General features: G+C 42.4%; 28 protein-coding genes and 1 pseudogene. 9 read left to right on the top strand and 20 right to left on the bottom strand.

Annotation, left to right across the window (positions count from 1 at the left end):
* The 4 genes from L1D37_RS21450 to L1D37_RS21435 all read left to right on the top strand — a co-directional run.
* On the top strand, positions 1–286 hold a 286-nt coding region (locus L1D37_RS21450), incomplete at its 5' end, for a transposase (protein WP_239849114.1).
* Between the two features lie 586 nt (positions 287–872).
* Entirely contained in the window at positions 873–1,694 is an 822-nt protein-coding gene (locus L1D37_RS21445) for a winged helix-turn-helix domain-containing protein (protein ID WP_239849113.1), read from the top strand.
* Positions 1,691–2,152, top strand: a complete 462-nt coding sequence (locus L1D37_RS21440) for a hypothetical protein (protein ID WP_123286931.1) — start codon at positions 1,691–1,693, stop codon at positions 2,150–2,152. The genes L1D37_RS21445 and L1D37_RS21440 overlap by 4 nt, the downstream gene beginning before the upstream one ends.
* A 550-nt stretch (positions 2,153–2,702) precedes the next feature.
* Complete coding sequence (locus L1D37_RS21435) at positions 2,703–4,181, top strand: aerolysin family beta-barrel pore-forming toxin (RefSeq protein WP_239849112.1); 1,479 nt, start codon at positions 2,703–2,705, stop codon at positions 4,179–4,181.
* A 143-nt stretch (positions 4,182–4,324) separates the two neighbouring features.
* Here the strand turns inward: L1D37_RS21435 and L1D37_RS21430 are convergent, their stop codons facing one another.
* Complete coding sequence (locus L1D37_RS21430) at positions 4,325–4,960, bottom strand: LysE family translocator (protein WP_239830186.1); 636 nt, start codon at positions 4,958–4,960, stop codon at positions 4,325–4,327.
* Positions 4,961–5,264: 304 nt separating this feature from the next.
* Here L1D37_RS21430 and L1D37_RS21425 point away from each other — a divergent pair, with 304 nt between their 5' ends.
* On the top strand, positions 5,265–6,737 hold the full coding sequence (locus L1D37_RS21425) for a carboxypeptidase M32 (RefSeq protein WP_239849111.1): 1,473 nt from the start codon (positions 5,265–5,267) through the stop codon (positions 6,735–6,737).
* A 93-nt stretch (positions 6,738–6,830) separates the two neighbouring features.
* Here the strand turns inward: L1D37_RS21425 and L1D37_RS21420 are convergent, their stop codons facing one another.
* From L1D37_RS21420 to L1D37_RS21410, 3 genes are all read right to left on the bottom strand, one after another.
* Positions 6,831–7,832: a metal-dependent hydrolase gene (locus L1D37_RS21420; RefSeq protein WP_239849110.1), complete on the bottom strand. Its 1,002-nt coding sequence runs from the start codon at positions 7,830–7,832 to the stop codon at positions 6,831–6,833.
* 182 nt (positions 7,833–8,014) lie between these two features.
* Complete coding sequence (locus L1D37_RS21415; protein WP_239849109.1) at positions 8,015–8,407, bottom strand: hypothetical protein; 393 nt, start codon at positions 8,405–8,407, stop codon at positions 8,015–8,017.
* A gap of 199 nt (positions 8,408–8,606) precedes the next feature.
* Positions 8,607–9,416 carry a sulfite exporter TauE/SafE family protein gene (locus tag L1D37_RS21410; RefSeq protein ID WP_239849108.1) on the bottom strand — a complete coding sequence of 270 codons (810 nt, stop codon included), beginning with the start codon at positions 9,414–9,416 and terminating at the stop codon, positions 8,607–8,609.
* A 318-nt stretch (positions 9,417–9,734) separates the two neighbouring features.
* Between L1D37_RS21410 and L1D37_RS21405 the strand changes: the two genes are divergently transcribed.
* Both L1D37_RS21405 and L1D37_RS21400 read left to right on the top strand, forming a co-directional pair.
* Positions 9,735–10,712, top strand: a complete 978-nt coding sequence (locus tag L1D37_RS21405; RefSeq protein WP_239849107.1) for a DUF1852 domain-containing protein — start codon at positions 9,735–9,737, stop codon at positions 10,710–10,712.
* 69 nt (positions 10,713–10,781) lie between these two features.
* Positions 10,782–11,810 (top strand): methionine synthase, encoded by a 1,029-nt coding sequence (locus L1D37_RS21400; RefSeq protein ID WP_108021161.1) that lies wholly within the window; start codon positions 10,782–10,784, stop codon positions 11,808–11,810.
* 86 nt (positions 11,811–11,896) lie between these two features.
* Here L1D37_RS21400 and L1D37_RS21395 read toward each other — a convergent pair whose 3' ends face one another.
* Positions 11,897–12,334, bottom strand: a complete 438-nt coding sequence (locus tag L1D37_RS21395; RefSeq protein ID WP_239849106.1) for a MarR family transcriptional regulator — start codon at positions 12,332–12,334, stop codon at positions 11,897–11,899.
* Between the two features lie 84 nt (positions 12,335–12,418).
* Here L1D37_RS21395 and L1D37_RS21390 point away from each other — a divergent pair, with 84 nt between their 5' ends.
* Positions 12,419–12,865 (top strand): hypothetical protein, encoded by a 447-nt coding sequence (locus tag L1D37_RS21390; protein WP_239849105.1) that lies wholly within the window; start codon positions 12,419–12,421, stop codon positions 12,863–12,865.
* A 49-nt stretch (positions 12,866–12,914) separates the two neighbouring features.
* Here the strand turns inward: L1D37_RS21390 and L1D37_RS21385 are convergent, their stop codons facing one another.
* The 14 genes from L1D37_RS21385 to L1D37_RS21320 form a co-directional block, all read right to left on the bottom strand.
* Positions 12,915–13,397: a tetratricopeptide repeat protein gene (locus L1D37_RS21385; protein ID WP_239849104.1), complete on the bottom strand. Its 483-nt coding sequence runs from the start codon at positions 13,395–13,397 to the stop codon at positions 12,915–12,917.
* A gap of 27 nt (positions 13,398–13,424) precedes the next feature.
* Positions 13,425–13,976: a class IV adenylate cyclase gene (gene cyaB / locus L1D37_RS21380; RefSeq protein ID WP_239849103.1), complete on the bottom strand. Its 552-nt coding sequence runs from the start codon at positions 13,974–13,976 to the stop codon at positions 13,425–13,427.
* Between the two features lie 89 nt (positions 13,977–14,065).
* Positions 14,066–14,458: a hypothetical protein gene (locus L1D37_RS21375; protein ID WP_239849102.1), complete on the bottom strand. Its 393-nt coding sequence runs from the start codon at positions 14,456–14,458 to the stop codon at positions 14,066–14,068.
* Complete coding sequence (locus L1D37_RS21370) at positions 14,451–14,900, bottom strand: GNAT family N-acetyltransferase (protein ID WP_239849101.1); 450 nt, start codon at positions 14,898–14,900, stop codon at positions 14,451–14,453. Before L1D37_RS21370 ends, L1D37_RS21375 begins: the two co-directional genes overlap by 8 nt.
* Before the next feature lie 72 nt (positions 14,901–14,972).
* Positions 14,973–15,491, bottom strand: coding sequence for a GNAT family N-acetyltransferase (locus tag L1D37_RS21365; protein WP_239849100.1), 519 nt, complete (start codon positions 15,489–15,491; stop codon positions 14,973–14,975).
* Positions 15,492–15,575: 84 nt separating this feature from the next.
* Positions 15,576–16,154 carry a DJ-1/PfpI family protein gene (locus L1D37_RS21360; RefSeq protein ID WP_239849099.1) on the bottom strand — a complete coding sequence of 193 codons (579 nt, stop codon included), beginning with the start codon at positions 16,152–16,154 and terminating at the stop codon, positions 15,576–15,578.
* A 181-nt stretch (positions 16,155–16,335) separates the two neighbouring features.
* A complete protein-coding gene (locus tag L1D37_RS21355; RefSeq protein WP_239849098.1) occupies positions 16,336–17,010 on the bottom strand; it encodes a hypothetical protein in 675 nt (224 codons plus the stop codon).
* Positions 17,011–17,113: 103 nt separating this feature from the next.
* Positions 17,114–17,569, bottom strand: a complete 456-nt coding sequence (locus L1D37_RS21350) for a hypothetical protein (protein ID WP_239849097.1) — start codon at positions 17,567–17,569, stop codon at positions 17,114–17,116.
* A gap of 139 nt (positions 17,570–17,708) precedes the next feature.
* Entirely contained in the window at positions 17,709–18,116 is a 408-nt protein-coding gene (locus L1D37_RS21345; protein ID WP_239849096.1) for a GFA family protein, read from the bottom strand.
* 55 nt (positions 18,117–18,171) lie between these two features.
* Positions 18,172–18,672 carry an opioid growth factor receptor-related protein gene (locus L1D37_RS21340; RefSeq protein ID WP_239849095.1) on the bottom strand — a complete coding sequence of 167 codons (501 nt, stop codon included), beginning with the start codon at positions 18,670–18,672 and terminating at the stop codon, positions 18,172–18,174.
* Positions 18,673–19,127: 455 nt separating this feature from the next.
* Entirely contained in the window at positions 19,128–19,601 is a 474-nt protein-coding gene (locus L1D37_RS21335; RefSeq protein WP_239849094.1) for a response regulator, read from the bottom strand.
* Positions 19,588–20,943 carry an ATP-binding protein gene (locus L1D37_RS21330; protein ID WP_239849093.1) on the bottom strand — a complete coding sequence of 452 codons (1,356 nt, stop codon included), beginning with the start codon at positions 20,941–20,943 and terminating at the stop codon, positions 19,588–19,590. The genes L1D37_RS21335 and L1D37_RS21330 overlap by 14 nt, the downstream gene beginning before the upstream one ends.
* A 6-nt stretch (positions 20,944–20,949) precedes the next feature.
* Entirely contained in the window at positions 20,950–22,368 is a 1,419-nt protein-coding gene (locus tag L1D37_RS21325; protein ID WP_239849092.1) for an SLC13 family permease, read from the bottom strand.
* A gap of 456 nt (positions 22,369–22,824) precedes the next feature.
* Positions 22,825–23,274, bottom strand: a complete 450-nt coding sequence (locus L1D37_RS21320) for a GNAT family N-acetyltransferase (RefSeq protein ID WP_239849091.1) — start codon at positions 23,272–23,274, stop codon at positions 22,825–22,827.
* A 35-nt stretch (positions 23,275–23,309) separates the two neighbouring features.
* Here L1D37_RS21320 and L1D37_RS21315 point away from each other — a divergent pair.
* Positions 23,310–23,620, top strand: a pseudogene (locus L1D37_RS21315) (transposase); the annotation flags it as partial.
* A 48-nt stretch (positions 23,621–23,668) separates the two neighbouring features.
* Here the strand turns inward: L1D37_RS21315 and L1D37_RS21310 are convergent.
* On the bottom strand, positions 23,669–24,736 hold the full coding sequence (locus L1D37_RS21310) for a hypothetical protein (RefSeq protein ID WP_239849090.1): 1,068 nt from the start codon (positions 24,734–24,736) through the stop codon (positions 23,669–23,671).
* Positions 24,737–24,794 lie beyond the last annotated feature (58 nt).

Raw genomic sequence — 24,794 nt, 5'->3', positions numbered from 1 at the left:
GTTGGGGCTTGTGCCAAGGCAATTCTCAACGGGAGGAAAGACCAAGCTACTTGGTATGAGTAAACGAGGGAATAAACACCTCAGAACTCTGTTTGTCCATGGGGCAAGGGCTGTTCTCTCTAGACTAGAGACGACAGGGAAAGTGTTCGGAGAGTGGCTTGTGAATCTACGAGCCACCAAACCATTTAATGTAGTGGTAGTCGCATTAGCCAACAAGCTAGTAAGGATAGCTTGGGCGGTGTTATACCACCGCCAAGCTTTTAGCCAAGCTTTTAAGGCTGTTTAGCTATAACCAAGTTTGCAACGCCAATGAACGTGATGACAAAAACGGTCAATCGGCCAGATTAAGAACCTGACACAAAAAATAGCAATCAATGCTTTGGGCTTTTTAAGGGTAATCTGGCGCGGATATCATCGTGGAGCTGGGAAGCTAGTGCTCCCAACAAGGACTCCGAATACATTAGCGCAAACCAACTCCGTTATTACTTAATTGTAGTTGCAATAACGGGGCGGACCATACATTTTTATATCTATTCAACACTTAAACTGACTAAATTATTACTATCGTTTACCCACAAATAAATTATGACTTTAATTAGACCACTGTTCTAATTAATTTATAGGTACAGATCAATCCAAAACTCTCTAATTAAAAGCTCACTAATAAAATTAATACTTAATTAGATATTACTTATATTTAACAGGTTGTGACTAAATGGCAGAATTTCTTTCATAAACAAATAATGAACGCTTTTGTTTTGACCACTCAAAAATACACCAGAATAAAACATGTGACTTTAATTCATATAATAGTCAGTTTATAGTCATCTAAATTGTTGAGAGAATTATAATAAAAATAAAACGTTGGCTATATGATCAGATTCGACCCGATTAAAAACCGTATTTATAACGACGAACGTTCTATTAAAATAGGATATCGTGAGACTCGCGTTTTAGAGCTATTACTTAAAAACTCACCCGAAATTGTGAACAAACAAGATATTATTAGTTTCGCATGGGGAAGTGAGTTCATTGGGGATACGTCACTGGCGAAGTGTATCAGTTTACTTCGCCAAGGGTTCGTTAAGCTTGGCATCAGAGAAACACCCATCGTCACGGTGCCAAAGGTCGGTTACCGACTTATTGATGAATGCGTCTTTATTGACTCGCAACCACAAAGCGAAGTCACGATTCCTCTCACTCCGGTGAGTGACAAAGCTCCACTCGGTCATAGTAGTATTGCTGCCTCTATAGCGAGCAACGATACACCTGAATCCAAGTCGACTTCACTTACCTATTCTCCACTTAGCTATTCTCAAGTCAGCTTATACAAAAACAAGCTGTGTTACTTCATAACGGGCTGTTTGCTGTTGTCCTCGGCACTGTTGGCTTTTGCTAAGGTTCACGATAAAAGCCTTGGTGATATCACCCCCTTTAACCGACTTAATGAACAATGGGTCGGGCAGGTACAAGTTTTTCAGGAAACAGAGATGTCTTTGAGCCCAGAACTCGAGGCCATTCTCTACAAATACCAATGCGATTGCGTAGCCTACATCAGCGATGAGCCCGGCTATTCAGAACTCTCCATGCTCAACAAGACAACACGTCAGTCCATCAATATCTTCTACACCGCCACGCAATTAGATCGAGCTAGTCAAGAGATAGAATTATTCCTAAAGAGAGGCCAATTATGATGCCATTTGTAGCTCTGTTTTCCTCGTTAGCGTTATTGATTGGTATATGGAGTATTCCTTCATCTCCGCCCCAAGAAGAGCACCGTTATCAACATAGCGTGGTAGATCTTGTGCTAGATGGAAATGTATTACGAACCGATGGGCTCACCAAAATAAGTGATAACAAAGTTCTGCATCTTATGTCCGTCCAAGATGACAACATGCCCGACCCGATTGTTCTACGATTTAGAGGAGAAGCTGGTCCTTCTCAATCCCTATTCTTTTCAATAGCTGGCACTATCGACTTAGTCTCCGTGCAAAAAATAAACAAGACCATGAATGACAGCTTATTGTCGCCCTACCTACTTATCAACAATGACCCTTTAACATTGAAAGTTGATATATTAAGTTCAAATGATTTATTTGCCATCATTCGAACATGTAATACAGGAAGAACACAACTTTTGGCTAAGCGATAATTTATCTTCGTTTGGCCACCAGCTGAATCCACTTCATTTTAATTAACACCGTTCTGAATATTACACATAAAAAACGGATGGTTATATTTATTACTGCATCAATAAACATCTCTTGTATTTTTAGTATTCAATTAATCGGATGTTTAAAACACTGGATTAAATTTTAAAACCCAACTCTCATTTATCGCTCTCCTGTTGATATTTACATCAAATAAAAACGATGTGAATAATATGTCTCCTCTCGTACTTAACCATTCATTTCACTCGCAATAGACCACGTTAAAAACTATTTGACGTGAATGTATCAATCATCACGCCTCATTTTTCTAAAAACGGTTTGAGCCCTATCAAAGATTTTCTTTTCAGTTACAGCCTCTTTCACCGAAAAAACAAATAAAACAATACAAACCATTGAATTAAAGGGGAAATTTAATTCAACCCTTTTCAGTATCTATCTATTTATCAACATGAAAAAGTGAACTTGTCTTGTTAACTGCACGGCACAAAAAACATTATCAAAATAGAAAAATTACAAATGAGGGAATTGTTAATGATCCGAATAAACAGAAGTCTCTTAGCAACCGCAGTGTTGTCTGTTCTATCTACTGGCGTAAACGCAAAAATTTACCCAGACCAAATAGTCCATGACCAACTTGGTGACGATGTATGTCGCTCTGGCTATCGCCCGTTAGACCGTTTTGAAGCCGAAGAGCAAAAGAGCGCTTTGCTGGCTAGAATGGGCACTTGGCAGATCACAGGCTTAAAAGGAAACTGGGTGATCATGGGCCCGGGATACAATGGCCTTATTAAACAAGACACAACCAACGGCAAAACGTTCTGTTATCCGAACAATGACCAGTCTGAAATTCCAAACTACTCTGCTAAATCGGTTCCAGAAGGCAGCGAGTTGGATGTTCAATATGAGCTGGTCAATAACCGTAATGATTTTGTTCGTCCGTTAAGCTATTTGGCTCATAACCTAGGTTACGCATGGGTTGGCGGCAATAATAGTCAGTACGTGGGTGAAGACATGACGATCAACCGCTCTGGCGACAGCTGGGTGATACAAGGAAACAATGGTGGTTCTTGTAGTGGTTATCGCTGTGGGGAAAAAACTAAAATCACCGTCGACAACTTCGCCTACACCGTTAACGACGACAACTTTTGGCATGGCGATGTTGTCGAATCAGACCGTGAACTAGTGAAGACGGTTTACGCGACGGCAAGAAACAACAGTAATATCGCGCAACAAGTGGTTGTCGACCTGAAAGTGGATGAATCAACAAACTGGTCAAAAACGAACAGCTACGGGTTCTCACAAAGTGTTCAAACAGAGAATACGTTTAAGTGGCCTCTTGTCGGCGAAACTAAGCTCACCGTTAAATTTGAAGCCAACCAAAGCTTCTCTAAATCCAATGGTGGCTCTACTAGCGAACAAGTGACACTTCAAGCGCGCCCAATGGTTCCAGCCAACTCAGAGCTGCCGATTCGAGTCGAGTTGTATCGTTCAAGTATCTCCTACCCGTACCGATTCAACGCCGACATTAGCTACGATGTTGAGTTTAACGGCTTCCTTCGTTGGGGTGGCAACGCATGGCACACACACCCAGACAACCGCCCTTACAAAGCCCACACCTTCACTATGGGTCGCGGTGGTGAAAAATCTGCAGACATTCGCTACCAATGGGATCACCGATACATTCCAGGTGAAACCAAATGGTGGGATTGGGGTTGGGCAATCAAAGAAGCGGGCTTATCTAGCATGCAATACGCAACAGGCGGAAGCTTACGTCCATTCCACTCTTACGTATCGGGTGATTTCTACGCTGACTCTCAATTTGCAGGCACCATTGAGATTGGCCAAGCAACACCGATTGCCAACAATCTACGCAGCAAAAGAAGTACTGATTCCATCAACGAAACGACTGAGCGCATTGGCGACATTGAAGTTACCACCAACTTCAATGCTGATGAGTTGAGTGACTTAGGTTTCGAAGGTGCAGAGATGAACATCAGCGTCGTTGAATAGCTACGCTGTGAATAATTAGGCCGTAAATAACTACGCTGTGAAGAACTAGGTTGTTTAATAAGCGCGGCACAAATCTACAAGCAATAAAACGCAAAAGCCCACGACGTGTCGTGGGCTTTCATATGTTCTATTAAAAAGGTGAACTACACAGGTTCTTCCATCAGAAGCTTAACGCCCAGTCCCACCAGCACCATGCCAGTCACACCTTCCATCCACTTCATAAAGCTCGCATTCTTTAACAAGTTTTTAGCCGAGTTAAGCGCACCAGCCAAACCACATTGCCACACCATCGCAATCATAAAGTGGACCGAAGCCATCAGCATAGATTGTAATAACGGCGAGCCTTCAGGGTTTACGAATTGAGGAAGAAAAGCCAAGTAGAAAACCGCTGTTTTCGGGTTAAGCACATTAGATAAGAAGCCTTCACGCAAAGAACGTTTGGCACTGTAGGCTTGATGAGTTTGCTCGCCAACCTTCAACCCGCCACCATTTTTCATTAAGGCGCGTAAACTGCTTAAACCAAGCCAAATCAGGTAAACCGCACCCACCATTTTAACGGCTTGAAAGAGTTCAGCTGATTGCGCAAGAATCGCAGAGATCCCCACTGCAGAGAAAAAGGCGTGCACATAAAGACCGCTACAGATACCAAAGCTGGTCATCACACCGTCAGATAAGCCAGAACGGCTCGTATTGCGAATTACCAAAGCCGTATCTAACCCCGGCGTTAGCGTTAAAATAGTGATGGCAATCAGAAATGCCTCAAAGTTCAAAATATCCATATCATTGTCATTCTTGTTCAGCGATCTATCATCAATACCGTGTATCTGAACAATTCGCAAGCAACAATTGCCATCAGCTATACAACTCACTGATTTTGTGCACAATGGTACAGTTTAATTTGTTAACAAATAGTAAATTACTGGCATATCACTGCCCTACCTTGTTTAGGCTATATCTTCTACTGGAAGAGCAGCCTCAGAAACAAAGTGAAGTGACCAACTTCAAAGTACTAAACATCGAGATGCCCCTTAAACTGATGCAGCCTTATGGGTCATTTAAAGAAACCAAATTAAGAGTAGTCAAATGAGCGCATTCAAAAAACTAGTCGAACACTCTCAAAAATGTTCACGCTTTCAACACCTAGCCTCTATTTGTGGTTGGGATCAAGCTTCCATGATGCCAGCTGGCGGTAACCAAGCACGTAGCGAAGCGATGGCCGAGCTATCTGTTCATATTCACTGCCTAATGACTCAGCCACAACTTGGCGATTGGATTGCTGACGCTGAAAACGAAGCATTAAACAACGAGCAACAATCGTCACTTCGTGAAATCAAACGCCAATGGCAACAAGCTAACCTACTTCCAGAAAAGCTGGTTGAAGCGAAATCTTTAGCTGGTTCAAAATGTGAACATGCATGGCGTAGCCAACGTGGAGAAAACGACTGGGTTGGTTTTGAAAAGAACTGGCGTGAAGTGGTTGAGCTATCACGTGAAGAAGCACAAATCCGCGCAGATGCCGCTAACTTAACGCCTTATGATGCGATGCTAGATATCTATGAACCGGGCACCAGCTCTGCTTCATTGGATGTGTTATTTGCAGACGTTAAAACATGGCTACCAAGCCTGATTGACGAAGTGATCGAAAAACAATCGAGCGAGCAATTTAACGCGCCATCGGGTATCTACTCGACAGAGAAACAGAAAGCACTTGGCCTAGAAGTGATGAAGCTGCTTCAATTTGATTTCGAACACGGCCGATTAGATGAAAGTGTTCACCCATTCTGTGGCGGCGTACCTTCAGACGTGCGTATCACGACTCGCTACGATGAAGCTGAATTCGTGCAAAGCTTAATGGGCATCGTCCATGAAACAGGACATGCACGTTATGAGCAAGGCTTACCCAAGCACCTAGCAGGCCAACCAGCAGGTGAAGCTCGCTCTATGGGTATCCATGAATCTCAGTCTTTGTTCTTCGAGATGCAAGTTGGCCGCAGCGACCCATTCATCGGACACTTAGCGAACCTAGCAGGACAACAGTTCTCAGGCTCTGAATTTGAGAAAGAGAACTTCCAAAAGATCTACACTCGCGTGAAGAAAGACTTCATCCGTGTTGATGCCGATGAGTTGACCTACCCAGCGCACGTGATTTTACGTTACGAGATTGAGCGTGACCTGATTAACGGCAAAATCAAGCACACTGATGTTCCTGAACTTTGGAATACTAAAATGCAGTCTTACCTTGGTTTAAGCACTCAAGGCAACTTCACTAATGGCTGCATGCAAGACATCCACTGGACTGACGGCGCGTTCGGCTACTTCCCATCTTACACACTAGGTGCGATGTACGCGGCTCAGTTCATGGCTTCAATGAAGAAAACGGTCGATGTGAACTCGGTAATTGAAAGCGGTGACCTATCCCCTATCTTCACTTGGTTAGAGTCGAACATTTGGAGTAAAGGTAGCTTACTAACCACCGATGATTTGGTGAAAGGCGCAACAGGTGAAACCTTGAATGCACAGTACTTTAAAGATCATTTGAGAAGCCGTTACCTTTAATCAGCTAATCAACAAAGGCTGTCTAGAACAACGATAAATTAAAGGCTGAGCAGATTACTGACTCAGCCTTTTTACTCTCAAGACCTCTAACCATTAATCACCTTTCAACATATCTAAGAAGATCTGTCTGGACTCAGGTGTGTTATCCCTGTGGGTTTCGTATTTTATATGTGCGTCTGCATCGGCAGATTGAGACAACTTGATGCTCCAAAGCGCATTCAGTTGGTTTGGAACAATAGAGTATCGAACATCGATAACACGCAGATCATCCATTGGATCTTGTGCCACATAACCATTTGAGAACCAGCGAAAACGCTCAATGTCTTTTGCTTGCTGTGAACTAGGGTCAAGCCACGGGAAATCCTGACTCACATTCAGTTTAGCGATCGAATCACCAGGGTAAATTTTAACGAAGGTGCCGACTCGAACAGCATCTACGTAGTATCGAGATTCTGTTTCGTACACCACTTTCCACACCAAGATATTTGCAAAGCTCGGCTTGGCCTCCAACCGAATAGGTGCATGCTGGCGTTCTTGTACTAATTGCCATCCTATCGCTTCTGCCCTATCCCTTTGAATCATGCCCAACGTTGGATAAATCAAAGCCCACAGAAACGCAATACGAGCTAACCAAGGGGCTCGTTTCCATGCTGCAAACACAAGTAATATCAAGATGGGAAGTGTATAAACAGGGTCGATAATCGAAATGGTATTCCAAGCGTAACGTTCGTTTGTGAGCGGCCAGAACAGTTGAGTGCCATACGTAGTACAAGAATCGAGTAAAGCATGTGTGCCATAACCTAACGCGCAATACAGCCAACTCTGTTTAAACGAGAGACCCCTCCTTTTCGCAATCAAAGGATACAAAACCAGAGCGCAAATCAAGCTGCCAATAGGAATAAATAGGAGTGAATGGGTAAACTGTCGATGGAACTCCAATGCGAGTAAAGGATCACTCTCCGATCGAATAAACGCATCTAAATCTGGCGCCATTCCAGAGAGCAAACCTAGAACCCCAGCGACCACTAAATGTTGTTTTTTACTCGCCGATTGTGACAAAGAAGCGCCTAGCACGCCCTGCGTTAACGGATCCATAAATCACCCACTTTTAGCATTCCCTTGAACTGAACAAGTACATTTAGCTATAGCAGTGAATCCAGTTAAACAACAAGATTTTGTCAACATACTCATAGACATAATCGTATAAATGTAGACTGACAAACAAAAAAGAGCAGCCTGATGACTGCTCCTATTAGGTTCTCATTACTCGTATCTGATCAACGTGATTGTGTCGTCTTACTCAGCAATAGCTCCCAATCGGATAGCTCAACCTGCCCTTTGCGTATATTCACCTTGTGGTAACCTTTTTCGGTTAAGGATTTCACTTCAATAAAAGAATGACCAAACAAAGACTTTTTAACCACTAGGTTCGCCTTAATACCATGCAAATACACGTTTCCATCGTCTAAAGACAAATGGCTTTTCGTGAGCCTTGAGGCAAACATGTAAACCAAAGTCATGAGGGTAATTGAGGTAATGAAAGGAAAAAGCTGAAATTCAGTTTGATAAAAGAAACTGATCATCAGAGATACGATGGTATAGGTTACCGTCATTGATAGAACAACGTTCCATTGTGGCCCATTAGTTTTAAATGAGATTTCCCGTGCCATCATAGATTCCTTAGGGTAAGCGCTTGAGCATATTCGAGATATTTATAAAACGCAATAAGTCTATTATGAACAGTGATGCACTTAAAGGGCTGAATTACACTATTGAAGGGCTCAGATCGCAATTAGACATTTACGTGGTGTTTCACACATAAATATCTAACTTAAGTCATCAGCCGGATAGGTCATGAACTCTCTGAAATTAACGAGCTACCATGCTTGCCGCGATAACAACCAACAGTACTGAGAAGATCTTCTTGATGGTTGGAACGGGTAAATGGTTTGTTGCTTTTGCACCTAAAGGTGCGGTGAACCAAGACGTGCACACAATACCTAGAAGTGCTGGTAAATAAACAAAACCTGCAAAGCCATCAGTTAGAGCAAAGTGGCTACTGCCCGAGGTGATGTAACCGATAGAGCCAAATAACGCGATAATAATGCCACACGCAGACGCACAGCCGATCGCCTTTTTCATATCGACCGAAAAGAACGTGAGCAAAGGAACGAGCAACGCACCGCCACCAATCCCGATCATTGCAGACAAGCCGCCAGTAATGGTCGTCAGAACCGTTAATACACCTTTATTCGGTAGCTTTCTATCTTTAGGCGCGTCGCTTTTACTGCTTAAGAACATCTTAATCGCGATAAGAACCACGCTCACAGCAAACACGATACGAACAACCTTTTCCGGTAATAACGCCGCCATAAAACCACTGACCAAAGCACCAAGGGCAACGCCCAACATGATCCAAGGTGCTAAATCCCAAGGCACGTTACCGTTCTTGTGGTGAGCGAGCGCAGATGAGGTTGAAGTAAATAGAATTGAAGCCAACGAGGTCGCAATCGCAGCGACAACAACTTGGTCGGATGGTAGAACGTCTAAATAAAGTAAAATGCTGCTTAACACTGGAACTATAATCAGCCCTCCACCAATGCCCAAAAGCCCGGCAAGAAAACCAACACCACTGCCTAGTAACGCACAGTAGAAAATCAACAACAGCAATTCACTCATTTCATCCATCTCTTATTCAATTAATTATCTTAAATAACACAATATTAATGTGGTTATATTTCCATTAAGCTAATTAATATAACTGACACCGACTTGAATATTCAAACATATAGATCATGAAGATTCTTCATGATGAATGTGAAGTAATACCATTATTAATCCCACTCCCATCAACGTATAAAAACCTTAAGCAAATAAATTTATACGACACTTTTAGTGAAGACAGCCTCGATTCTTAATCCGGTCACACGCAAAAATAAAGCATTTAAATATTAAAGACCGAGAGAATCAGACAACGAATTGGGATACCAGATCAACATGAATAAAGAATTTAACTTTACGATTAAGAGCATTAGCCTCGACGAAAACTACCAGCCTGCAGACAGCACGCGTATCACAACTAACTTTGCTAACTTGGCTCGCGGCGACAGCCGTCAAGCGAACTTACGTAACGCACTACAGATGATTAACAACAGTTTCAATGCCTTAGCACATTGGGACAACCCAAAGGGCGACCGCTACTCTGTAGAGCTTGAAATCATTTCTGTTGATATGGACATTGAAAGCAACGGCGAAGCCTTCCCTTCAATTGAAGTGCTGAAAACCAACATTCTGGACCACAAAACGAACGAGCGCATTGAAGGTATTATCGGGAATAACTTCTCTTCTTATGTTCGTGATTATGATTTCAGCGTATTACTTTTAGATCATAATAAAGGCCAAGATAAATTCAGTATTCCAGCCGATTTTGGTGATTTACATGGCAAGCTGTTTAAATATTTCGTTAATTCTCAAGCGTACAAAGAGAACTTTAGGAAACCACCTGTTATTTGTTTGAGTGTTTCAGATAATAAAACTTATTACCGTACTGAAAATCAACACCCAGTATTAGGCTTTGAATACCAGCCTAACGAGTCTTCTTTAACTGAACAATATTTCAAGAAGATGGGCTTACAGGTTCGTTATTTCATGCCGCCAAATAGTGTTGCTCCTCTGGCTTTCTATTTCTTTGGTGATCTGCTGAATGATTACTCTAACCTAGAGCTTATCAGCACCATTAGCACTATGGGTACTTTCCAGAAGATCTACCGCCCTGAGATCTACAACGCGAACGCTGTTGCGGGTAACTGCTACCAACCAAACTTGAAAAACTTGGATCACTCACTGACTCAAATCGTGTATGACCGAGAAGAACGAAGCAAGCTAGCTGTTGAACAAGGTAAGTTCGCAGAAGAAAACTTCATTAAGCCATATCAATCGGTACTAGAAAACTGGTCTGCCAACTACGCGCTGTAATCGCTCTACGTTACGCGCATTAGGAAACGTACGATCCACTTTGGGAATCTAAGGACAGGCAGAATTATTATGAAAACACTATTACCGACGTCAACAGCAGGCAGTTTGCCGAAACCGTCTTGGCTAGCACAACCAGAAACACTTTGGTCTCCTTGGAAACTGGAAGGCGACGAGTTAACGGATGGCAAGCAGGACGCACTACGAGTGTCTCTGCATGAACAACAACAAGCAGGCATCGATATCGTGAGTGATGGCGAACAAACCCGCCAACACTTTGTGACCACTTTCATTGAACACCTGAATGGTGTCGATTTCGAGAAGCGTGAAACCGTTAAAATCCGCGACCGCTACGATGCAAGTGTACCGACAGTTGTTGGCCCAGTTTCTCGTCAGAAATCGGTGTTTGTTGAAGATGCGAAATTCTTACGTCAGCAAACCGACCAACCAATCAAATGGGCTTTGCCAGGGCCTATGACCATGATTGATACACTTTACGATGCCCATTACCAAAGCCGTGAAAAACTGGCGTGGGAATTTGCAAAGATCCTCAACGAAGAAGCGAAGGAACTAGAAGCTGCAGGCGTTGATATTATTCAGTTCGATGAACCTGCTTTTAACGTGTTCTTTGATGAAGTGAATGATTGGGGTATCGCTTGTTTAGAAAGAGCCATTGAAGGGCTTAAATGCGAAACCGCAGTACACATTTGCTATGGCTACGGCATCAAAGCAAACACAGATTGGAAAAAGACATTAGGCACGGAATGGCGCCAATATGAAGAAGTCTTCCCTAAGCTGCAGCAATCAAATATCGATATCATCTCATTAGAGTGTCACAACTCTCATGTACCACTTGAACTGCTTGAGCTTGTTCGCGGTAAGAAAGTGATGGTTGGCGCTATTGATGTTGCTACAGACTCTATTGAAACACCGGAAGAAGTGGCTAGCACGCTAAGAGAAACACTTAAGTATGTTGATGCAGACAAGCTCTATCCTTGCACTAACTGCGGCATGGCTCCCCTACCTCGCGACATTGCCTCAGCTAAGCTGAATGCACTCAGCGCTGGTGCAGAGATCGTTCGTAAAGAGCTTTCAGCGTAACGGCTAATCTAAATAGAAAAGCTAAATCTTGAAGCCTAAGTATCGAATGATGCTTAGGCTTCCGTACTCTTCTCAACTGCCATTCTCTATTTGTCTAAGAAGGTAGCCATCTTCTTCAAAGTGATTAGTGCCTTATCCAGCTCATCTCTTGCAATGCCTTCGGCGCCACTTTCTGCCCATACTTCCTGTTTTTTATCTAATAGCGCATACGCTTCCTTACCCTTTTCAGTCATGTTAACCAACTTTGCTTTTTTGTGATTCGGGTTATCAAACCAAGTTAGCAGGCCATCTTTCACCATGATGTCGGTAACACGCTGTGTCGCTTGTCTGCTTTGTCCCATAATACGAGCAATTTGAGAAACGGTGACCAGGTCATCAGACTTTTCGATCGCCCCCATCACCTTCCATCTGGCACTGCTTAGCCCTAACTCTTCAGTTAACTTGTCACCCTCAGCATTCAATAGACCACTGACCTTAAAGATCTCTAGTGCGATCTTTGTGAAAACTTCTCCATTCGTATCCATAACACTCACTTTGACAACATGCTGTCATTAAATTAGACTTAAACCAAATTGACAACATGTTACCAAATTAATAGCGAGAATGATATGAAACCAATAATCCACAAAACAGCGGCATTCACAGCCACACTGTGTGTCGCGACATTCTTTACGAGCACATTGCTTGTAGAACTGTTTGGCACTTTGGAATCAGTGAAGCTAGTCAAGTCGATGATCGTTTTTCCGGGCTTGTTTATTCTTGTCCCAGCCATTGCTATCACTGGTGCAACCGGTGCAGCTATGGCAAAACAACGCAAAGGGAAAATAGTTGAGCGTAAAAGTAAACGCATGCCAATTATCGCGTTCAACGGGATCGTTATTTTGATTCCAGCCGCGTACTTTTTGAATCAGTGGGCAAGTTTAGGAGAGTTCGACTCTGTGTTTTATGGTGTTCAGGTTTTAGAGCTGATAGCTGGCGCGACCAACCTAACACTGATGTCTTTGAATATTATGGACGGCAGAAAGTTTCGTCCTAAGAAAGTAAAGCTAAGCTAAGCTAAGCTCATCGTTTTTAAGCAAGCAGATGAGCTTTATAGTCGGCTGTTTACCACGTTTTATCTAAATCTTGAGCGTATAAGGAGATCGCTCTTTGGTACTCTTTGATCGCATCACTATTGGTTGTAGAAACCAACAACTCAAGCAACAGAGACGTTGCCTCTTTATGGCGACCTAAATTATACAGACACATCGCATAGAAAGGCTGAACTTCAAGGGATTCTGGATACTCTGCCATCGTCTGTTCGAAATAGCTTAAAGCCTCTGCATAAAGGCCTAGGCTTCGATAAGTACTCGCCAAACCGAAAAGCGCATCAAAGCGTTCTGTAAAAGTAAGTTCGCCCAAAAGAGACAGCAAATAATGCTCGATGGCCGGTTGTTCTTTGCCTTGATTGTCGTAAGACCAAGCTATCTGCAAGTGCGCTTTCGCAGCATAATTTTCATCATCGAGCAGTGTCGCCAGCAAGTCTCGTGACTCTTGATACTTGGCTTCTTTACGCAACTCGATGGCTTGTTTGATAATGGTGTCCATAACTCTCCCTGACGCTTGAGCTCTGTGCTATGCGTTCATTTCCTCGAACATCTGTTTGTAAGATTGGGTTTGCAGTGCTGATTGAGTCAGCCCAAATCGACTGGCTAATAACTCCAACTCATCTTTATAAACCGATAACTTAGACTCATCATCCGTCATGATAGCGAACTCTGCAAAATCACCGATACCATTTAGTGAGTCGACCGTAATATGAAATTCGCCCACGAAGTAGATGCTGCGCGTCTTCTGCGCTTTTAGAATCACTTCGTAACCCAAGTTCTCAAGCATACTCTTGGCATTCGACGCATCGGTGATGTTTGTCGCTTCGCATCGGTCAGACTCTGGGCCTTTTACAATCCATAGCTTAATGCCCGACGGTTCCATTGTGCGAATACATAAACTCTTGTTTTGAGCTTGTAAGCTTCTATCTGGGCTATCGAAATACCAATCGCACTCAAGGTTATCTTGGAGCATCACTTCATGGGGAATAATACTCAATGTCCTCAAGAATTCTGATTTAGAATCGAGGCGATACTTAAGCTCTACTTCGTATTTACCCTGGAAATGGTCGTTAGTCATATACTAGCTCGGTGCAAAAAAATGGATACTAGCACACCACCAGAACCTAAAATACAAACTGGCGCACAACACAAGCTAAAGCTGTGGAACTATGTTCGACACGCTAACACACGCTGCCATTCTTCTTGGCTCATAGAGCCTTTAGAAAGGTAAATATTGTGTTTCTGCATAGCACCTTTTGTGTATGAAAGCTTGATGAATGAGCCAATTTCAAACGGAAGAAAGCTACGCTGTAAAGTCACGTCACAAGCAACGCCATTTAAACGTACGTGACCGTTCGTGATTTCAAATGAGCTATCGCGAAGCTTCCACCACAACATTAGAATTTTTATTAGTGGAGGAACACAAACTATCAGCCCTATGGTTAGCAACGATGAACGTTCACCGCCTGATATCCAATAGACAAGGACTAATGCAATAGCAATAAACAGCAGCTCTGAAAATAAGTATTTAACAAAATTTAATTGGATGCGGCTAACCATGGTGCCTTCCTTGTTGTGAATCTAAACGTAGCTCCATTTCAACCAAGCCTTTAACCTCGGAAAGTTTGGTGAAGCCTTTTGATTGATAAAGCTTAATAGCGGGATTCTCACTGAACACACGTAGCACTAACTGAGTCGATGCTTGGTTGTTCGCATGTTCGATCACTAAATCTAAACACTTAGCACCAAAGCCTCTGCCTTGATGTTCAGCTAATATCTGAAAGTCTCTGAGAAACGTGGTGTCACTGGTATAGCTGAATCGGATAACACCAACACGGTTACCACCGACATAGATTTCATAGTTATCCAACTCATCCCAACTTCGTAAAAACTGACTATGACCCCAAGCGATGCCGCGAGCCTGATAGTAACTCACCATATTCGTTTTGGTGATTAGCTCAGCGAATTGAGGATCTGAACCTTTGACCAGCTTTACTTCCATATTGTTTTCCTTAGCTTTAAGTTGCTCCCTAATACTGCATCCAAAAATGCCATAAGTATTGAATCAAAAACGTTAAGAAGATTTAAGAGACATATCTGCGTCTAAAGCCTTTTCCAACCACATTGAACTGATGTATTGGCCATTTTTCTTTGCATATTCATTGAACACACCAACCTCTCGAAAGCCAAAATGCTTATGCAGAGCGATAGATGCCTCATTAGGTAATGCCACACCGGAAAGAACTCGATGAACACCGAAATCAATGATTGATACGAAGAGCTGAGAATACAATTTAGAGCCTATCCCTTTACCTTTTGCATCTTCAGTTAAATAAATGGTGACTTCAGCTGTATCTTCAAATGCCGATGTAGCTCTGTATTGTTGAGAGCATGCGAAACCAAGTAGCGAGTCGTTTTCGGTAGCGACATAAAGTTGATATTTACTATTGCTCGAGAATTGGGAGAACCATTGCTGTCGATTTTCCAACGTAAACTTCTCTTCTTCAAAGCGCGCATTGGTATGTTCAATATAAAAGTTGAAGATATCAGTAACTCCTTCAACGTCAGACAATGTTCCTATTCTAATATCCATGTAATGTCCTTTTTAATTGTGCTTAAACACCCAAACCAACACATAAAGTACACAACACACTTAGATTCATCTTTCGAGGGTGAGCTATGTACATTCCAGCCAACTGTACTCCATTTGACACGCAACTTTCTTGGCAAACTTTAGGCCGTTATGTACTGATACCAAATGTAAGCTCATGTCTATACCTGCCGAGATACCGCCAGATGTAGTGAATTTACCTGATGCCACCCATCGTTTATCACTGATCACTTTTAAACTTGGGAATTGCTGCGCTAAGTCGGAGATGTCTTCCCAATGAGTGGTTACTTTTAACCCCTCAAGTAACCCTGCTTTAGCTAAAAGAAATACACCAGTACAAACAGACACGACTTGTGAGGCCGATTCTGAAACAGAAGATATCCAGTCGAGCACATTTGGCTTGTTCATTTCGTCAGTATGCACACCACCAACGACCATCAACAAATCTATTTTGGGGTGGTTATTTAACGAGTAGTCGGGCAATACCTTAAAACCGCCGCGAGCTATAACCGGTTCTGCAGTTTCGGAGATTAAGAATACATTTAGATCTTCAGCACCTAAGCGCTTTGCTGTACTGAAAACTTCAAACGGGCCAGAGAAGTCGAGAACTTCTGCTTGATTATAAATATAGATTCCGATGTTCATTGCACCTCCATGTACAACTTCATTAATAACTAGAATTAGCCATAAACATCTTGTCCGGCTAATTCATACAACCCATTAAGGATTCTTAACTTTACCCATTTTAGTCAGGGTGTCTTTGCTATTGCCATAAACAAAGATAAACCAACGTAGACTGAAACCCACATAGCAAAATTAAGAGTGGCTAACTTGAAGGGCTAACCATTGATTTTAACGATCGCACCGCGTTTTGGTAACTCACTCGTGGGTTGTTTCCCCAATACGCCAAGGCGTAAACACCTAGTACCTGTGAAGTCCAAAGCAAAGCCGATATCAGACAAGTACTATAAATGTCGGGGAGCATAGCGATTGCCTTGTGATATTTTTCGTCTGGAATTGTCCCTTGCACCTCCAGGACGCTCAAGGTCACGTTAATCGGCGTATAACCTATCCAGAATAAAACCCATGAGCCTGCAGCAACAGGCGATAAAAACAGAAACGGCTTTAACCATCGGTGAGGAAACAAGAAATATAAAAGCATGGACACATACAATACACTAAGAAACAGACTCCAAGAGCGCACGTTAATATTGGCTATCCAATAACTTTCTTCGGCATACATAAACAAAACAACGGTTCCCAAAATACTTGCAAACATAAGTTTGCCGATATTAGTTGTCCTCTTTATCCGAAATAGGACATAACTTAGTATGATCACCAAGACGGCAAACCACACCATAATGTCCCAGTCCATTGAGAAAAAGCGCGGAGCGTAGGTGTTGTAAAGTATGACAACGCCCAGTAAAACTCCGATAGATAAGTACGCAATGACTAACCGTACCATGAACCAACCCAGCTTTTTCATTACTTCATTATTCATCAGCGCAGACCAACTTCAATTGAGAACGGAAAAAGGCAGAGTTCCCTACTTCTGCAAATGCGTATCGAAAGTGCCAAATGTTGGATGTCATGAAAATTGTCCTTTATTCGTCAACGCCAAGATTGTCACCCAGCTTTTCTATAAACCACGTTCCTTGGCATGGGCCGTTGGTTAAATGCCAACGACCATCAAATCGCTCGCTGCTGCCAGTTGCTGAAAAGCGATAGTCCCACTGGCGATGTTTGGCATATAAACGTAAGTCGCCGCTTTCAGTAACCCAACCTTCTAACGGTGTTCCGTTGTAGGTAAGCCTAAGCGTGGCTTTACCCTCACGAATGGTTCCGGTGATGGTTGTTCGCTCACACATATTATTGCCAGTGGTGTTAATACGACGACCTAGCCACTCACCGTCGAAATCAGTAGAAGGCACAAATTGAGGGCTATTAGGAAGTTTAGGGAACGACTCAGAATTACTGGACCCGAACCATTGAAGTTCACGGCCAACGAGGAAGAAGACAACAAAGCCAATTGATACAGCGATGACAAATCCCTTTTTCATAATCTAGTCGCCTTCTTATAAAAATTAGAAGAACCCTAACATAATGAAAAGTAATGAGTTAGCCAAAATAATATCAACTTTGATGTATAACACAGATTGCATCTGGATCTTTGTTCAATTGACTAACGGATTCCGCACCTTAGGTTAAGCGCCCTTCTGCAAAAACGCTTAACTCGCTCTGTAATTCACACCAGTTCGCTTTGTAGTTGGTGTAGATCTGAGCATCAATTTTAACAGGAATATCGACATCGAACGTTGATATCGCCAACTCGATATTTTCAAGAGGTTCACCTTGAACTCTGAAGCCAAGGCTTGAGCCACAGTTAGAGCAGAATGTTCGTGTTGTGCCGTTTGATGCGACAAACTCTTTGAGTCGATCTTTGCCAGAAAGCCAGCTTAAGCCTTGTACGCCAACTAACGTCCCGAAAGCGGCGCCATGAAATTTTCGGCACATTGAACAGTGGCAGTTTGCGGCTTTTTCGCTGAACCCTTCAACAGAAAAACGAACACTGCCACACAAACACGAACCTTTAAAATCTGCACTCATCCTGAGTCTCCTTCCCTTTCATACAGTGTGTTAACCCACTGGCTATTGCGGGCTTCTAACCATTTAACGCATTACGCCAATATTGCACCGTTTTATCAGAGACAGAACCATTTTCATTCGCTGCTGCGACCAAGAAGTCACATAAGTTGGTCGCAACCTCTTCATTGCCTAGCAAGTATAAACTGCGAATGGCTCGTGTTAGTCGAAGCTGGTTATGGTCGTGATTCTTCAACCATACATGGTTCGCAGGGCTAAGTGGCAACAATGAAGATATCTCACTTCCGTCTCGCTGCATTCCCCAAAATTCAAGCATCAGGTCAAGCACTTGTAGATGGGCAGTGCGAAGCGCTTCTGAATTAGCAAAAATCGCCCTATCCTCTTGAGTAACCAACGGCGCATGTCGATTAAACTTAGTCCCTTCATCGATTGGGAAAAACACTTGGATATACTTATGGTCATGCTCCAACCAAAAATGATTATAAGCTAACAATTGTTCAATATTACGACCAAATTTGTCTGGCACTTCACCAGAGATAAAGCGAGCAATCTCACTCATTTTAAAATCCTACTGACTATAAACCACCACTTGTGGCCGAATGCATTATTACGCAGTAAGCCCTGGAAAGCCTAGTCCTTTACGTTGTAAGTACCGATCTGACTTCGAACTCCACATACCACACATTAGGAATCACTTTTGAATACATTCGACTTACTTTTCTAACAAACGACACTGGGACTCTGCGACACATTTTAGCTCTGCTGCGTGTTCAGGGAATCGTTCGTGAAGAAAACACAAGGCATCCGTTGGCGTAGCGTATGAGTTATAGACTTAAGCCAGCAACCCGTGTGTTAATAGCTGAGTACTAAAACCTGAACGACTAAAAAAGATAGGTGATATAGGCACCGAAAGGTTACATCTTTCAAAGAAAAATCCTTCAGAAAGCGTCCTTCGGTGCATACAATTTCAAGCGACTGACATAAGCGACTAGCGTAAGTCGCTAACATAAAAGACTAGCGTAAGCGTCTCAACACAACCTGCTGGTCGAGCTCATTCTGATAGTCCGTGTAATCAAGCCCTTGATCAAATATGTACTCAGTGACAAGAGTACGAATGCAATCAACTAATGTGCTTGCTTGCCAAGGCTTTTCAAAGTAACGGTCGATGCCTGCTGCATTAATCGCATTGATGGTATCAGTATGAGTGGCCTGCCCCGTAAGAAGAATTTTCTTTGTATTCGGAAAGCGACCGTCATGGAACACTTCAGTGAGTAACTCCACACCCGTTTTCCCTGGCATCACATGATCAGACACGATGACGGTAATGTGTTCGCCTTCTGCGTCAAGTTCATCAATGAGATCAAGCACTTCTTGCGCTGATTCACAATCTTCAATATTCAGCCAACTCGCCAGCGGCTCTAAATCTTGTATCACTGCGCTCAGTACTTCTCTCTGGTCATCGACACAGATTAAATTAAGCTTCTCCATGTTCACCCTCTATTGGTAACTTGATTCTAAATACCGTTTTAGAAGCATCACTTTTCACAATGATACTTCCGCCATAACCTGCCACAATCCGCTTAACTACTGATAAACCCAAGCCTAATCCAAACGATAAACCACCTTTTTTAGTGGTGAAGTTGGGCTGAAATACCTTTCTACGAGTCGCCTCGTCTATCTCAGGGCCGTTATTCGCGATCGTAACTAATATTCTTTTCTTACTTAATCTGGTTTGAATCTCTATTGTGGCATCGTCTGAATTCGACATTGCATCACAAGCATTCTTTACAATGTTGACCCAAATCTGAACAAGCTCTGTTTTCGAGCCTTTAAAAGACGGTAAATCCGCAGGGCTCAATCGCACAGACACTCTACGTAACTCACTTTGTAACAACGATAAGGCATGGTTAATGGAGTCGTTAATATCAACCGCTTCTTCGGTGTCAATATCAACTCTGCCAAGTTGTTTAACCGATTTTACGATGCCGACGGTGTGTCTAGATGCCAAACGTAAATCATGTAAATCACAGCCCATCTGCCAAAAACGAATCGCTTCTTCTGGGTTTTTCAGCCAATGCTTTGAAATAACGTCTGTTGCAGATAAAGCGTCAATTGGAATCGCCTTTGCAAGAGAGCGAGCAATGTTTTTGTCTAAACCATATTTTCTTTCAAATTGTCGCCCACGTGCTCGTGCTTCTAACGACGACGTTTTCTGGCCATGCATTAACCCAAAATCGAAAAATTGACTGGCTTCTGGATGCACTTCTTCAAGCAGATCCATGATGACCGTTTCAAGTCGGCCAGATTTACTATTTACTACACCAATAGCGTTGTTAAGCTCATGGGCAATCCCCGCAGCCAATTGCCCCAAGGTCGTCATTTGCTCAGCAGTATGTAACTTCTCTAGCGCTTTTTGTTTCGCAATCGCCTCCTGTGTTGCTCGGCGTTGACGACGCGACAACTCATTGACAATCACAGGTGTGAACTGTGCGGTAAGAGGACCAAATTTACCTTCATCTTCTGCAGGCGTGTCTTTATCGATCCACGCTAATTCAACATCGGTTTTGGCAACAACCGTTGAAGATGCTGTCCAATTACCTGAAAAGAAGCTATGAACGCCTATAAAAGCCCCACTACCCGCGCTAAATACTCGCACTTGCGGTGTATTAGCATCGGAATAAAACCCTTCCAGTTCCCCACTCAACACATAATATAAACGAGTGTTTAACGCTGATTGTTCAATAATGGTGTTACCGGCACAGCACGTCACCCGACGTTCTGTGTGGTTAAAATAGCGATCGATCAGTGCTTCTAACTTTTGTTGATACACGTATCGTTATCCTATGTGACCAATTGAATGTAGCAGCCACACCATAACAAAGCTCAATAGCACACCAACCACACCCAAAATAATACCGATTCTGGCCATTTGATTACTTTGCACATGACCAGTGGCATGAGCCAACGCATTCGGTGGCGTACTGATTGGCAGCGACATACCTAATGAAGCGGCAAAAGTCACAACCAGAATTAACGTTAACTCACCGCCTAGTGGCGTGAGTGAAGCCATAGATGAACCTAATGCCGCCATAATTGGCATTAACAAGTTAGCCGTTGCGGTATGAGACATAAAGTTTGCCATTACCAAGCACAAGAACGCCGCTCCGAACAGCACCACATAGGGTGAGTAAGCATCAAACGGAATACTGTGTACCACCAGCTTTGCTAAGCCAGTTTTATCGAGCGCTAAACCAAGCGCAATACCACCTGATACAAGCCACAATACGTCCCAAGAAATTTTCTTCAGGTCTTCTTTATTGATGATCCCAGTAAGAGAGAACACAGCCACAGGAATCAGAGCGACGGTATAAGAGTTCATGCCATGGCTTGAACCCATTAACCAAAGAATGATGGTCAGCGTAAAAGTGACGTACACCGCAATGGCTTTGGGTGTTTTAAGGAATTTACCTTTAATACTCAGTTCGATTTTCTTTTGGTCAGCTTTGTACATAAAGCCGATTAAAAACCACGCTAACGCCATCATAATAACGACAAACGGCACACCAAATGCCATCCATTCGCCGAACGTAATTAGGTTATCGCCAACTAAATATTTAAGTGCGATAGCGTTCGGAGGGGTTCCGATCGGGGTACCAATGCCACCGATGTTAGCGGCAACAGGGATACAAAGCGCAAACGCTACACGACCGGGGTCTTTCGGACCAAACACAGCCAGTACCGGCGTTAAAATAGATAGCATCATTGCCGTTGTTGCCGTGTTAGACATAAACATCGAAAAGATACCAGTGATCAACATTAAGCCAAGCATCACAAACTTTGGGTCTTGTCCAAATGGCTTCAACAACACACGAGCTAAGTTTACGTCTAATCGATATTTAGTGGCCGCCATCGCTAAGAAGAAACCACCTAAAAACAGCATGATGATTGGGCTAGCGAATGTCGCCATAATATCGCTGTATTTTAACAACTCACCAAAATGCTCCTCCCCATGCTCAAACCTTAAAAAGATCAGCCCTTTATCCGACAACATCAATAATTGCAGAACGATAATAACAACAGACGTCGCGTAAATAGGGATGGGCTCGAACACCCAGCACAATGCCGCTAATAAAAAGATCGCGATAACGCGTTGTTGAATAATCGTAAGGCCTTCAAATGGAAACGCTGATAGCGGCATTACAAGGATAATGAAAGGAATTAAAATAGGGATAATGTATTTAATATAGGGGCGCATAGCACAAAAACTCTTCCTGAGATAACAACTACTTAGAAATTAGATTTAAAGTTCTAATTTGGATCCGACAACGAATTATCGAACTCTTGTCACTATCTCACTCTCGGCTAGATCAATGATTGCGTGATCACGATATCCCCTTTTTCGATTCTGTGCGCTACCTCTACGTTTGTATGTCATTTATTGTTGCAATTAAATTCAGGAGAGTGGTTTCTACGTTTCTAGTCATACTCAATTCCGGTTATTCTAGGTACCGTCAGAACAGTTCAGTCACTTAAAGTCCCGTCCATAAATTAAAGCCATGCCCATAAATTGAGGACCACTTCTGATAAAAGCGCTGAACAACCTTTTAAAGGATGAAGTAATGGATGCTGGCACTGCTATAAAGTGCCTTTTCCAGTAATTGGTCGCTTGTCATGTTTCTTCCGTGAAACTAAGACCGTATAGATTTGGTTGTTATATGGCTAACATCTTTGAGAGGCATATCGAACAGTCTACACCGACATATTTGCCATACGCACTGGATTCTGAGTAAGCGTGGCGACAATAAAAGTTCACCGCTTTTGAGTTAACTCTACGTGTCGATAAAATAGCTTTTCGATACCCTTTTTCAATCGCAAAACATTCGAGCTGTTTCAATAAATATGAGCCAGCACCAGCTTTGTTAGAGTACATTCGCTTAAGTTCACAAACTTCACTTTCGTGATATCTAAACACCCCACATGCCACAGCAGTATCATTCAGATACACCACGATGCATCCATCTTTTGATGGGTCAAAAGCGTCAGACGCAAATGAGCTTTCACCTGTGTCATTAGTAATCTGGCGCAGTGACAAATTCAGCTCAGCGATTAATGACTGAAAATCTCTATGATTTGGTTTTACTTTTTTATATTCGAATTCCATACCTGCCACATAATGCCAACTCAATCAGCATGATCAAAAATACAATATTGCAGAGCGTCCCAAAAATAGGAAATATTGTCGTCTCTACAATCACACACGAAAGTGGACGTTACAAAGGTAAGCGCGTAATCCAAGGAGGTAGAAAGTAAGCACGAACCGTTTTATACATGGCGATGATAGCAGCCATTCACTGTAACCCCATATTCATAGCGACTTATGCTCAACTTTTAGCAGCTACAAAACCTAAAGAAGTCGTAATAACCGCATGTGTACGAAGGTGGTTGTAAGCCCTAACTATATGCTCAGATATGGCGCCATGTGGGATGAAAACACAGCCAAAAACTAATCATTGACGCCATAGTCGTTTGTTATGTATTTAGTGTGCAGTTGTTATTCAAGTTCCAAACTCGTCGTAAAAGTCATTAAAGCCTTTACTAGTCAGCGTATGAAGCAAGTCATTCATATGCAGGTCCGTTAATGGGATACTAGACTTCCCTTGCTGCGTTCTTTCTTCTAATCTTTTGTATAACGCATCGTCAACAGCTCTCCAGTACTCACAGTTGTCTTGGTCACGGTCACGAACAATGCAGAAAAATTTACCATCTGGTTCCCCTTGTTGCGGATAGTGATGTATTGATTCACTTAGCCAATACAGTTTTGAATCCAATGTAACAACCCAAGTTTCTTGATTCTTTCCATAGAACATTTCTTCAGAGAACTTTAATGCTGACTTTCCGTACTTCAGGTCTTGCACACCATTAAATATGTTAGCAAGGTGCTTTTTAGGTTTACTGTGTCGGTCTAAAAAATTTTCCTTTATAGCTTGAATTTTTTCATTGAGGTTTTCGCTATAAGTATCTTTGTGTGTACAAAAACAGTACTTAGCTATTTCCGCTTCTACAGCGCTCAACATATCAACATCTTTGCATACAACATCCATATACAGATTAAATTTTTCAAGACTAGAACAATTACTGTGTCTACTGTTAATAATATGAATTTGAATTAGTGAGTAAAATGAAATTGAGTGTAAATACTGTTCGCCAATTGGCAACTCATGAAACTCTAGCTTTCGGGTTGGCTCTACCTCAACTTCTGAGTTTCGAGTTGCAGTTGGGTGATCAATCATTTGAGGACAGAAAATTGAAAGAAACACTTCAAATAGCTCATGGCATTGCTTTCTAAATTTTGGATGAACTTCAGTTAACGCAAGACCAGGAACTAAGCTGACACTTTCGGGCGGACACTGATTCAAAAAATTAACCAGCTTCATTAACCCTAGCTCAACAGGGTCTCCTCCTTTAAGAATTACATCTTCCATACGGATAAGTATATTTAAATCTAAAAATAATGTAGTTTCCGTATTTCTATTTTTATTCTCGATTACTCTACTGACTGTCAAGCCAGGTGAACTATCTGTTTCCCTGCAAGGTTTGATAAACCTCAGCTTTAATCCTGTCATGTAACTAGCCCTAACGATAAAAATTAGTTTACTAACCAATTATATTGGAATGAGCAAT

The organism is Vibrio sp. Isolate33 (assembly GCF_022397895.1).
GTDB lineage: Bacteria > Pseudomonadota > Gammaproteobacteria > Enterobacterales > Vibrionaceae > Vibrio > Vibrio pomeroyi.
This window is presented reverse-complemented; position numbering and strand designations above follow the sequence as displayed.